The sequence below is a fragment of the Kitasatospora sp. NPDC059747 genome (assembly GCF_042732955.1).
Taxonomy (GTDB): Bacteria; Actinomycetota; Actinomycetes; order Streptomycetales; family Streptomycetaceae; genus Kitasatospora.
Map to the genome: position 1 here is coordinate 24,368 of NZ_JBHWGV010000017.1, position 10,928 is coordinate 35,295.

At 73.9% G+C, this 10,928-nt stretch carries 9 protein-coding genes and 1 pseudogene; 8 read left to right on the forward strand and 2 right to left on the reverse strand.

What is annotated here, in order from left to right; all coding sequences use genetic code 11:
* Window positions 1-348 precede the first annotated feature (348 nt).
* The 4 genes from ACFV4G_RS10170 to def all read left to right on the forward strand — a co-directional run bounded on the left by ACFV4G_RS10170 (window position 349) and on the right by def (window position 5,155).
* Complete coding sequence (locus tag ACFV4G_RS10170) at window positions 349-1,788, forward strand: HD-GYP domain-containing protein (RefSeq protein ID WP_380438495.1); 1,440 nt, start codon at window positions 349-351, stop codon at window positions 1,786-1,788.
* Window positions 1,785-3,155, forward strand: coding sequence for an HD-GYP domain-containing protein (locus tag ACFV4G_RS10175; RefSeq protein ID WP_380438497.1), 1,371 nt, complete (start codon window positions 1,785-1,787; stop codon window positions 3,153-3,155). The genes ACFV4G_RS10170 and ACFV4G_RS10175 overlap by 4 nt, the downstream gene beginning before the upstream one ends.
* 326 nt (window positions 3,156-3,481) lie before the next feature.
* Window positions 3,482-4,474 carry a tetratricopeptide repeat protein gene (locus tag ACFV4G_RS10180; protein WP_380438499.1) on the forward strand — a complete coding sequence of 331 codons (993 nt, stop codon included), beginning with the start codon at window positions 3,482-3,484 and terminating at the stop codon, window positions 4,472-4,474.
* A 27-nt stretch (window positions 4,475-4,501) separates the two neighbouring features.
* On the forward strand, window positions 4,502-5,155 hold the full coding sequence (gene def / locus ACFV4G_RS10185; RefSeq protein WP_380438501.1) for a peptide deformylase: 654 nt from the start codon (window positions 4,502-4,504) through the stop codon (window positions 5,153-5,155).
* A 57-nt stretch (window positions 5,156-5,212) separates the two neighbouring features.
* On the opposite strand, the gene ACFV4G_RS10190 is transcribed toward def, so the two are convergent.
* Window positions 5,213-5,950 carry a helix-turn-helix domain-containing protein gene (locus ACFV4G_RS10190; protein WP_380438503.1) on the reverse strand — a complete coding sequence of 246 codons (738 nt, stop codon included), beginning with the start codon at window positions 5,948-5,950 and terminating at the stop codon, window positions 5,213-5,215.
* Window positions 5,951-6,212: 262 nt separating this feature from the next.
* Between ACFV4G_RS10190 and ACFV4G_RS10195 the strand changes: the two genes are divergently transcribed.
* From ACFV4G_RS10195 to ACFV4G_RS10210, 4 genes and pseudogenes are all read left to right on the forward strand, one after another.
* Window positions 6,213-6,875 carry a DUF4097 family beta strand repeat-containing protein gene (locus ACFV4G_RS10195; RefSeq protein ID WP_380438505.1) on the forward strand — a complete coding sequence of 221 codons (663 nt, stop codon included), beginning with the start codon at window positions 6,213-6,215 and terminating at the stop codon, window positions 6,873-6,875.
* A 76-nt stretch (window positions 6,876-6,951) separates the two neighbouring features.
* Window positions 6,952-8,019 (forward strand): annotated as a pseudogene (locus tag ACFV4G_RS10200) (serine hydrolase domain-containing protein); the annotation flags it as partial.
* Window positions 8,014-8,550 carry a cupin domain-containing protein gene (locus ACFV4G_RS10205; RefSeq protein ID WP_380438599.1) on the forward strand — a complete coding sequence of 179 codons (537 nt, stop codon included), beginning with the start codon at window positions 8,014-8,016 and terminating at the stop codon, window positions 8,548-8,550. The pseudogene ACFV4G_RS10200 and the gene ACFV4G_RS10205, both read left to right, overlap by 6 nt.
* Before the next feature lie 123 nt (window positions 8,551-8,673).
* A complete protein-coding gene (locus ACFV4G_RS10210) occupies window positions 8,674-9,672 on the forward strand; it encodes a hypothetical protein (RefSeq protein ID WP_380438507.1) in 999 nt (332 codons plus the stop codon).
* A 92-nt stretch (window positions 9,673-9,764) separates the two neighbouring features.
* Here the strand turns inward: ACFV4G_RS10210 and ACFV4G_RS10215 are convergent, their stop codons facing one another.
* Entirely contained in the window at window positions 9,765-10,649 is an 885-nt protein-coding gene (locus ACFV4G_RS10215; RefSeq protein ID WP_380438509.1) for a prohibitin family protein, read from the reverse strand.
* Window positions 10,650-10,928 lie beyond the last annotated feature (279 nt).

Below are 10,928 nucleotides of genomic sequence, written 5' to 3' on the forward strand. Positions count from 1 at the left end.
GGGCGCGCGCTCGCGCGCGCGGGGGCGGGGGGGGGGGCGCGGGGGTGTGGGCGCGTCCCCGCGGCGGGGGCCCCCCCCCGCCCGCGGGGGCCCCCCCCCCCCCCCCCCCCGCTCCCGTTCTGCTTGCATGCGCCCCTCACTCGTTCGAGTGAGTTGGCGGTGTGCCAACTGCGGCATTGCGCGATCATGCGTCCCCGCGCCCGATGCGCGGCCTATCCTCCTGACGGACACTCACCGCCGGTCCGCCCGGCGCGCTGAGCGCGGAGAGCGGGCCAGGACGGCAGGGAGGTCGAGATCGCTAGCGACAGTGGAGGGGCGGCCCTGCCGGAGGGCGCGACGCGCTACCTCGTGGCCGTTCCGGTGGCGGCGCTCTGCTGCCTGCTGCCGCTGCTGCCCACCGTGGCCCTGCCCGGGGTGCCGCGCTGGCTCGGCTCCCCGGTCGACTGGCCCAAGGTCGGACTGCTCGGCTTCCTCCACGGCTGCTGGGAGTCGCTCGCCCAGGGCCTGCCCACCCCCTGCCAGCGGCTGGTGCGCCGGCTGCTGCGCCGCCCGGTGCCGGCCGAGCGGGCGCCCGTGCGGCCCGGGGTGAACGCGTTCTTCCCGGTGCTGTTCGCCGGCGTGCTGATGCTCCCGCCGGCCGCCGCCGCGTTCGTCGCCGTGCCGGCGGCGCTGCTCGGCGGCCCGGGCGGGCGCCACTACCGGCAGCGGCAGCTGTGGAACGGCTCCCAGCTCGCGCTGAGCGCCTTCGCCGGCGCCGTCGCCTTCCACCTGCTGCGCGGCCCGCAACTGCTCCTCGGCTCCCGCTTCCCGGCCGCCCTGCTGCCCGGCCTCGCCGCCCTCGTCGCGTTCTGCCTGGTCAACGGCGTCCTGGTGGGCGTCATGCTGATGCTCAGCGAGGGGAGCCGGGCCGACGTCCTGCTGCGCGGGGCGTGCACGGTGTGCGGGCTGCCGGTCCTGGTCCACGCCGCCGGCGGGCTCATGGTCGCCGTCCTGTGGCAGGGCCCGTACGGCGCGTTCGCGGCGCTGCTCGCGCTGCTGCCGCTGTCGATCTCGGCGTGGGTGTTCGCCCAGGGGCACCGCGAGCGCGACGCCCACCAGGCGACCGTCCAGGCGCTCGTGCAGGCCGTCGAGATCAAGGACGCCTACACCCGCGGGCACAGCGAGCGGGTGGGCCGGGCCGCCGTCCTGATCGCCGGTCAGCTCGGCATGGAGGCCGAGCGGCTGCGCACCCTGCGCTTCGCCGCGATCCTGCACGACGTCGGCAAGCTCGGCGTGGCCACCGAGCTGCTCCGCAGAAACGGTCCCCTCACCGACGCCGAGCGCCGGGCCGTCGAGGTCCACCCGGTGTACGGGTACGAGCTGGTGCGCGGCATCGCCTTCCTCGGCGAGGCGCACGCCGGGATCCTGCACCACCACGAGCGGATGGACGGGCGCGGCTACCCCAGCGGGCTGGCCGGCGAGCAGATCCCCGAGTTCGCCCGGATCATCTCGGTCGCCGACGCCTTCGACTCGATGACCTCCACCCGCTCCTACCGCCGCGGGCGGCCGGTGGCCGAGGCCGTCGCCGAGCTGGAGCGGTGCTCGGGCAGCCAGTTCGACCCGGTGATGGTCCGCGCGCTGATCGGCGCGCTCGCCGTCCACGACTGGCAGCCGGTGCTGCCCGCCCCGACCGGGGAGTGCCTGCGGGCCGTCCCGGACATCCCGCTCGGCGTGCCGGAGCCCGTCCGGGCCGCCCCGGGCCGGGTGCCCGCCCGGGGCGGGAGCGTCCCCTCGGCCGGGCAGCCGTGAGCGGGCCGCGCCCACGGGAGCGGGCCCGGCCGCGGGACGGCCGGTGGGCGGCGCACACGGTGCGGGTGGCGGCGGCCGGGCTGCTGGCCGCCGCGCTCGTGGCGGTCGCGGCGCGCGGGGTCGAGCAGCCCCGGGTCGCGCTCGCCTTCACCGGGCTGATCGCGCTCGGCGAGTGCGTCCGGATCACCCTTCCGGGCGATCGCGAGCAGGCGCCCATCGGCGCGGCCGGCGCGCTGGCGTACGCGCTGCTCGGGCCGCTGCGCGGGCTGCCGACCGCGCACGGCACGCTGCAGGTGGTCGCCGTCACCGGCGTCGGCCTGCTGCTCGCCTGGCTGCCCGGGCTCGCCCTGCCCCACCCCGGGCGTCCGCACCGGCGCCCGCCCTGGGCCGACCCCGTCCGGCGCGACAGCGCCGCCCGCCGGCTGCTCGGCGTCGGGTTCGCCGCCGCCGTCTTCCAGCCGCTCTACAACAGCGGCCTGGTCGACCGCTTCTCGCCCGACGGCCCCGCCTACGGTGTGTTCCTGACCGCCGTCGCCGCGCTCGCCGCCCTCTGCGACGCCACCCTCGCGGCCCTGCTGCGCCGCGACTGGACCCGCGGCCCGGGCCCGAAGGCCGGCCCGAGGACCGGGCTGCGGTTCTCGGCCGCGCTGGAGGACGAGCTGCACGCGCTGTTCGGCATCGGCTCGGCGATCGTCGCCACCGGGATGCTGGTCAGCCTGGCGGCCGGCGAGGTCGGGCTGTGGGCGCTGCCGCTGTTCTGCGCCCCGCTGCTGCTCGCCCAGGTGTCGTTCCGCCGCGCCGCGGCCGTCCGGGCCACCACCGGGCAGACCATCGCCAGCCTGGCCCGCGCCACCGAGGTGGCCGGCTACACCCCGCACGGGCACGCCCGGCGGGTCGCCGACACGGCCTGCGCCCTCGGCCGCGACCTGGGGCTCGGCACCCGCGAACTCGCCCTGCTGGAGTACGCGGCGCTGATGCACGACGTCGGCCAGCTGTCGCTGGTCGAGCCGGTGCCCGACGGCGCCACCGCCCTGCTGCCCTGCGCCGAGCAGCAGCGCATCGCCCGCCTCGGCAGCGAGGTGATCAGCCGCACCGGGGTGCCCCGGCAGGTGGCCGAGCAGGTAGCCCGGCTGGCCGACCCCTACCCGGGACCGGCCGGCGGCGACGGCTCGGTGCCGCTCGCGGCCCGCATCATCCGGGTGGCCAACGCCCACGACGACCTGCTGACGGCCGCCCGGGGGCGCGGCGTCGGCGAGGCGGTCGGGCACCTGGAGGCGCTGGAGGTCCTGCGCCTGGGCCGCGGACGGGTGTACGACGCCCGGGTCGTCGACGCCCTGGCCAGGGTCGGGGGCCAGGCCAGGGCCTGACCGCCCGCCGCCCGCGACCGGGGGGCGGACACCCGGCGCACCCCCGGTACGGCGGGGGCGGCCGGAAGCGGAGCGCGGCCCCGGTGCGGGCTCCGCGCCCCGGGGTTGAGGTGCGGCGGCGGGGCGGGCAGGCTGGGTAGGGGCGTCCCCGACCCCGGCGGTGGGGAGCGCGCCCGGGGGCGGGCGTGGTTGGATGCGGTCGTAGCGTGGAACACCGACCCGGGGCACCGGGCCCGCATCCCGGAAATCGCGCCATCGTTTTCACGAACTCGGGGCGCGGGAGCGGCGGTACGGGACTTGAGCGGACGACGACGGCAGGGACGAACGTGAGGATCTTCCACCGGGCACGGCACCGGCCGTCCGCCACCTGGCGGCAGACGACCGACCGGGCCTTCACGCTGATCGGCGACGGCCGCTACGAGGACGCCGGCGCGCTGCTCGTGATGGCCGCCGACCTGGAGCCGTGGCTCTCCGACTCCTGGTTCAACCTCGCCCTGCTGCACAAGTTCCGCCGGGACTGGGAGCAGGCCCGTTCGGCCGGCCTGCGGGCCGTCGCGCTGCTGGACCGCGAACAGGGCGCCCCCGACTGGTGGAACCTCGGCATCACCGCGACCGCCCTCCAGGACTGGCCGCTGGCCCGCCGCGCCTGGCAGGCGTACGGGCTGAGGCTGCCCGGCGGCCCGGGCGCGCAGCAGGACGGCCCGGTCGCCCTGGACCTCGGGACGACGCCGGTGCGGCTGTCCCCGGACGGCGAGTCCGAGGTGGTGTGGGGCCGGCGGCTGGACCCGGCCCGCATCGAGGTGCTGTCCATCCCGCTGCCGTCCTCCGGCCGCCGCTGGGGCGAGGTGGTGCTGCACGACGGCGCCCCGCACGGCGAGCGGGTCACGGACGGGATCGCCTACCCGGTGTTCGACGAGATCGAGCTGTGGGCGCCGTCCCCGGTGCCGACCTACGTCGTGCTGCTCCAGGCGGCCACGGCGGGCGACCGGGACGCGCTGGAGCGGATGGTCGCGGACGCGGGCTACGCCGCGGAGGACTGGACGTCCTCGGTGCGGCTGCTGTGCCGGGCCTGCTCGGAGAGCCGGATGGCCTCGGACGACGGCCACACCGCCCACCACGACCCGCACGACGACGGCGACGCGTCGCACCCCGGCCACCTGAGCCACCTGAGCCAGGGCGGCGCGGCCGGGATGTCGTGGCTGGTGGAGCGCGAGTGCGGGATCGCCGCCCCCGCGCACCTGGTGCGCGCGCTGCTGGACCGCTGGGTCGCGGCGGCCCCCGGAAGCCGGGCTTACCGGGATCTCGAAGAGGTCTGCTGAGTACCCTGGTGAGGTACGCGTAGACCTATGGAAGCGGAAGACATGGCGGAGCAGCACGACCACGAGCACGAGCACGACGTGGAGGGGGCCGCGCCCGAGGCACCCGTCAAGGTGATCGGCGAGGAGCCCGACCTCACCAAGGGCACCGCGCGTCCGATCACCGTGGTCGGCAACCCGGTCCTGCACCGCGAGGTCAAGGACGTGACCGCGTTCGACGGCGAGCTGGCGGCCCTGATCGACGACATGTTCCAGTCGATGTACGCGGCCGAGGGCGTGGGCCTCGCGGCCAACCAGATCGGCGTGGACCTGAAGGTCTTCGTCTACGACTGCCCGGACGACGAGGGCGTGCGCCACATCGGCCACGTGATCAACCCGGTGCTGGAGGAGTACCCGGCCGACCGCAAGCGCGTGCTGGACGACGGCAACGAGGGCTGCCTGTCGGTGCCGACCGCGTACGCCGAGCTGCCGCGCCCGGACTTCGCCACGGTGACCGGCGTCGACAAGGACGGCAACCCGATCCGCGTCGAGGGCACCGGCTTCTTCGCCCGCTGCCTGCAGCACGAGACGGACCACCTGTACGGGTTCCTCTACATCGACAGGCTGTCGAAGCGGGACCGCAAGGACGCCCTGCGCCAGATGGCCGAGGGCACCGCGCGCTACGCGACCGTGCCGAACGCGTAAGCACCCCTCCAACACCGCTGCCCCGCACGGACCTTCCGTGCGGGGCAGCGGTGTTTCTCACGGGGCGGTGCCGTCCGGGGCCGGCCCGGGTCCGGTGTGGAGGACCTCGCGGCCCTGCTCGGCGGCGCGGAGGAGCCCTTCGCTGACGAAGTCGAGGAAGCGGGCCGCGTTTTCGAGGCGGGCGGCGGCCGGGGTGCCGCGGCCGAGGACGCCGACGCCCTGGCGCGCGGTCTCGATGAACCGGTCGTTGGACCGGGCGCTGCGGATCATCGACCGGTACCAGAGGTCCGCGTCGACGACGTAGCGCTCGCGGCGGCGCTGGTCGCGTTCCCTGCGGACGAGCTCCAGGCCTTCGAGGAACGTGATCGCCTTGGAGACGGACGCCGGGCTGACCTGGAGGTGCCGGGCGAGTTCGGCGGCGGTCATGCTGCCGGTGTCGGTGGTGTAGAGGCAGCCGAGCACCCGGGCCATCATCCTGGGCAGGCCCGAGGTCGCGAAGACGGTGGTGAGGGCCTCCTCGTAGTCGCGCACGGCCCCGGCGTCGCGTCCGTAGGGCTGCGGGGCCGCCTGCGGCACCTGGACCGCGGCCTGTCCGCGCGAGCGGGTGCGCTGCTGGGTGGCGCGCTGGGCCAGGTCGGCGCGGTAGCCGGCGGCGCCGCCGTTGCGCATCACCTCGCGCGTGATCGTGGAGGTCGGACGGTCGAGACGGCGGGCGATCTCGGCGTAGGCGAGGTCGTCGGCCAGCCCGACCGCGATCTGCTGGCGCTCCTGCTGGGTGAGCCTGCCTCCCGGCATCACGACCCCTTTCGTGCCGCGGGTGCTCCCCGGGCGCTGCTCGGCGTTCCCTGACGCTGTCACCATAGCGTTCACCGTCAGTGCATTGCAACGCGCGACTCTTCTGACGTTGCGTTAAGCGAGAGGGCGTTGCAATGATTTCCCTGCTCTGACCTGCCTAAATGCTACCCCAAGGCAAGGGTTTCGTTGTCGAAATATAGAAAGCAACGTAGTGTTTCCAGTGTTCGGAAAGCAGCAGGCCCCACACACCAGGGAGAGCACGATGCACACGTTCGACACCGCCGCCCCGATCTGCGCCGTCCTGGACATCCCCGGGGGACGCGTCCTGTTCATCGCCGCGGACCGGGCCGACACCGCGGTCGAGATCCTGCCCGCGAACGCCGCGAAGGGCCGCGACGTGAAGGCGGCGGAGCAGACCACGGTCGCGTACGCCGACGGGGTCCTGCGGATCGAGAACCCGGTGAAGTCCCAGTACGTCGGTCCCTCCGGATCCGTCGACGTGACCGTCAAGCTGCCCGCCGGTTCCCGCGTCGAGGCCAAGGCCGCCGCCGCCGAACTCCGGACCGTCGGCCGCCTCGGCGACGTCTCCTTCGAGGGCGCCTACCGCCGGATCAAGCTGGACGAGGCCGCGAGCCTGCGGCTCATCGCGGTCGACGGCGACGTCGAGGTCGGCCGGCTGGGCGGGCCCGCGGAGATCAGCACCGCGCGGGGCGACATCCGGATCGCGGAGGCCACGGGCGGCACCGTCCGCCTCGGCACCCAGTCCGGCGACATCACGGTCGACGCCGCCGCGGGCGTGTCGGCCGCCCTGGACGCCGGCACCGGCCACGGCCGCATCAGCAACGCCCTCAAGAACGACGGCACCGCCGGCCTCGACATCCGCGCCACCACCTCCTACGGCGACATCACCGCGCGCAGCCTCTGATCCGCGCCCTGCGGAACGGCACCGCGCACCACCTGACCCGGCAACACCCACCCACACGTCCTACAAGGAGCACACCATGTCCCTCTCCCTCACCGGCCCCGAGCTGCAGAAGACCATCGAGGAGATCGTCGCTACCGGCTTCGCAGGCATGCAGCTGCGCGTGAACGACGACCGCGGCGAATGGGTCGGCAGCGCGGGAGTACGCGAGCTGGGCGAGAGCGAGAAGCCGCCGGTCGACGGGCGGTTCCGGATCGGCAGCACCACCAAGACCTTCACCGCGACCTTGGTGCTGCAACTGGTGGCCGAAGGCAGGTTCGGGCTGGACAGCCTGGTGGACGACCACCTGCCCCGGTTCGGGCTGGACCGGCGGATCACGGTGCGCATGCTCCTGCAGCACACCAGCGGGCTGTTCAACTACACCGGCGAGTACTACGAGGACGGGACGGTCGCGCCGGGCATCCCCTGGCAGGGCCAGGAGTACGTGGACAACCAGTTCCACACCTACCAGCCCGAGGAGTTGGTCCGGCTGGCGCTGTCCAAGCCGGCCCGGTTCGAGCCGGGAACGGACTGGAGCTACTCCAACACCAACTACGTCCTGGCCAGGCTGCTGGTCGAGGCCGTCACCGGCCGCCCCTTCGCCGAGGAGATGCGGCGGCTGATCCTGGAGCCGCTCGGCCTGTCCGGCACCCTGGTGCCGGACGCCTCGCCGGAGATCCCCGAGCCGCACGCCCACGGCTACTACCGGTACGAGGACGCCGGCCAGTGGAAGGTCGTCGACGTCACCCGCTTCGACGTCTCCTGGATCTCCGCCGCCGGCGACATGATCTCGACCACCGAGGACCTCCACACCTTCTTCTCCGCGCTGATGGGCGGCAAGCTCCTGCCGGCCCCCCTGCTCGCCGAGATGCGCACGCCGCACCCCAAACTCGGCTACGGCCTGGGGCTGTTCGTGGAGGAGACGGACGGCGGGACCGTCTTCCACCACAACGGCGGCTTCTGGGGCTGGGGCGCGCTGATGTACAGCTCGCCCGACGGCAGCAGGACCCTGACCGCCTCCCTCACCTGCGGGGACGCCGAACTCGACTTCGTCGCCACGGCCGAGGCCTTCCAGAAGGCGCAGCAGCGGCTCGTCAAGGAGGTGTTCGGCAGTGGGCAGGCCGAGGCAGCTCACGAACCTGCCTCGCCGGCCGCGCCGTTCGAGCCGGTGCTGACCCGTCACGCCGACGCCGAGACCTGTGCCGATCCGAGTTCCGTGATGAGGCTGTTCGCCGACTCGGACGGGACGGCCGACGGCTTCACCAGTTACCGTTCCACGTTCGCAGAAGGCGCCGTCGGGGCTCCCGCGCACGTCCACACCAAGGCGACCGAGCTGTTCTTCGTCATCAGCGGCTCCCTCAGGGTGCTGGTGGGCGAGGAGATCACGGTGCTCGACGCCGGTGACTTCCTGGCCGTGCCGCCGCACACCCCGCACGCCTTCGCCTCGGCGCCCGGCTGCGAGGCGGACGTCCTGTTCGTCTTCACCCCCGGCATGGGCCGGTTCGACTACCTGCGCCTGCTCGGCCGGGTCATGCGCGGCGAGGCCGACCCGAAGGAGATCGCCGAGTCGGCGGAGCGGTTCGACAACCACTACGTCGACAGCCCGGTCTGGCGCGCGGCCCTGGACGCATCGGCCTGATCGCGGATCGGTTCGTCGGACGGTTCCCCTAGGGTGACCGGCGGCGGCGTGGCTCGGAACGGTCGTGGAGGGGTGCACGAGATGTGGTGGAGCAGGAAGCCCGACGGGGAACGGGCGCGGTGGGTGCTCCGACCGCTGGTGGGGGTCGGGCCGCTGCTGTTCGGGATGAGTCCCGGCGAGGTCCGGACGGTTCTGGGCGGGGCGGCCGTCTCCGCTTCGCGGAGCTGGGCGGGCAGGCTGTCCTGGCAGCGGTACCGGGACGTGGGCGTGACCGCGATCTACGGGGTGGACGAGCGCTTGGCCGCCGTGGCGGTGGACGCGCTGACCGGACCGCTGGTGCGGCTGGGGGACGTCGGGCTGATCGCCCGGGTGCCGTCCGCGGTGCGTGCGGATGTTCATGAACTCGCCCGCCGAGATGGGGAGTCGGTGAGGGTGAACTGGAGCGGGGATCCCGAGGTGGCGGCCTGGGGGCTGTCGATGGGCGCCGCGCGGGAGCAGAAGGACGCGATGCTCACCGAGGCCCTGCTGGCCGGCCCCGGGCCGGCCGACGATCCGTACGGGACCGAGCCGGTCATCCGGTGGCGCGATGTCCGCGGCTGGGAGAAGAACCCTGGGGCCTGGCCGGTGGCGGCAGAGGAGGACCGGCCCCGCTGGGACTGGACGCCGCTGGTGGGGGTCGGCCCGCTTCGGTTCGGGATGCGTCCGGACCAGGTGGCGGCCGCACTGCACGGCGAGGAGCCGACGACCCGCCGGGGGCAGCATCGCGCGCCGAAGATCGGGGCCGGCGAGTGGTGCCTGGACGGGGAGCGGTTCGAGGAGGCCGGTGTGACCACCCACTACTCGTACCTGAAGGGCGTCCCCACGCTGGGCGCCGTGACCGTGCTCGGCCGCACCGGGCCGCAGGTCGAGTTCGAGGGCATCCGGCTGATCGGCAGGACGGTCTCCACTCTTGAGGCGGCCCTGGTCCGGCACCTCGAAGACCGCGGGATCGACGTGGTCGTCGGCTGCGGCGAAGACCTCGAACTGGACGGGCTCGGCCTGTACGTCCGGGCCGTCCGAGCCGGGGACACCGTGATCAGCGAGGCCCGGTTCTGCGAAGCGGAGTGGGAAGACCACGGCTGACGAACCCCGCGCGCAGGAAGTCGGCGACACCGACCTCCTGCGCCGTCGTGCGTGAGCCCGCCGGGCGGAGGCGTTCGCCTTGTGGGCCGGGCTCAGCGCTTGGTGCCGTCCACGATGACCGGCGTGCCGTTGGTGCCGCAGGGGCTGGCGTAGACGGGGTTCTTCTCGGCGGCGGCCTTGAAGGCCTCGATGCACTGGCTCAGCAGGATCTTGTCGGTGAGCGAGTTGGCGATCGCGGCGTTGGCGGCGGCGGTGCTGTCGGCCTCGATCCTGCGCTTCTCGGCCTCGGCCTTGGCCGTGAGCACGGCGGCCTGTGCCTGGGCGGTGGCCTGGTCCTGCTGGATCTTCTGGTCGATCGCCTTCTGCAGGGCGTCGTTCGGCCGGACGTTGCGCAGGTTGACGCCGTTGACGAGGATGCCGCGCGGGGCGAGCCGGTCGGTGATCAGCTTGTCGATCTCGGCGCTGATCGCCTCCCGCTGCGAGCTGTAGCCCTCGACGCTGGTGTGGCGGGCGAAGACGTTGCGCACGATCTCCCGGCTGTCCGGGTAGACCAGGCGCTGCTGGACGGCGTCGGCGCTGCCGGCCAGCTTGAACAGCTCGACGGTGTGCTCGGGGTCGATCGACCACTTCACCGTGATGTCGGCGTACAGCACCCCGCCCTCGGAGGAGTGGACCTCGACGGTGGAGTCACCGGTCAGGTTGAGATCGGAGGGGCGGGTCGAGAAGGTCGTCACGTCGGTCAGCGGCGACTTGAAGTGGAGCCCGGGCTGCCAGGTGCGGCCGACCTTGCCGAGGCTGGTGGGCACCGCGACGTCGGTCGGCCCGACCACGTGCACGAAGGTCGTGAGCCCCAGGAGCAGTCCGAGCGCCCCGGCGAGGATGCCGCCGAGGGTGACCGGCCAGGAGCCGATCTTGCGCCACCGCAGTATGAGCAGGCCGCTGCCGACGGCCAGGAACAGCAGGGACAGGATGAGCATGGTGGGGTCCCCCGGGCTGGAGTGATCAAGACGGACGGCCGCAGCCTAGGAGGCCCGTCGACGTCCTGAAGTCGCTTCAGATGCTGTTCATACGATCGATGCCGCACGTTGGTTCGATGACGGCGGTGACTCTTCTCCGGCGGGGCCTCGCGAGGAGCGAGGGGGTCAAACAGTGGTGGGGCCCCCCGGCGGGGGGGGGGGGGGGGGCCCCGGGGGTGTGCGAGGGGGGGAGCCCAGGGGGCGGCCGGGCGGGACCCCCCCCCCCCGCCCGGGGTGGGG

Excerpts from the sequence above, each read along its gene's own strand:
- ACFV4G_RS10215 (WP_380438509.1), bottom strand. The coding sequence starts at position 10,649 with ATGCTCATCCTGTCCCTGCTGTTCCTGGCCGTCGGCAGCGGCCTGCTC.
- def (WP_380438501.1), top strand. The coding sequence starts at position 4,502 with ATGGAAGCGGAAGACATGGCGGAGCAGCACGACCACGAGCACGAGCAC.
- ACFV4G_RS10195 (WP_380438505.1), top strand. The coding sequence starts at position 6,213 with ATGCACACGTTCGACACCGCCGCCCCGATCTGCGCCGTCCTGGACATC.
- ACFV4G_RS10190 (WP_380438503.1), bottom strand. The coding sequence starts at position 5,950 with ATGCCGGGAGGCAGGCTCACCCAGCAGGAGCGCCAGCAGATCGCGGTC.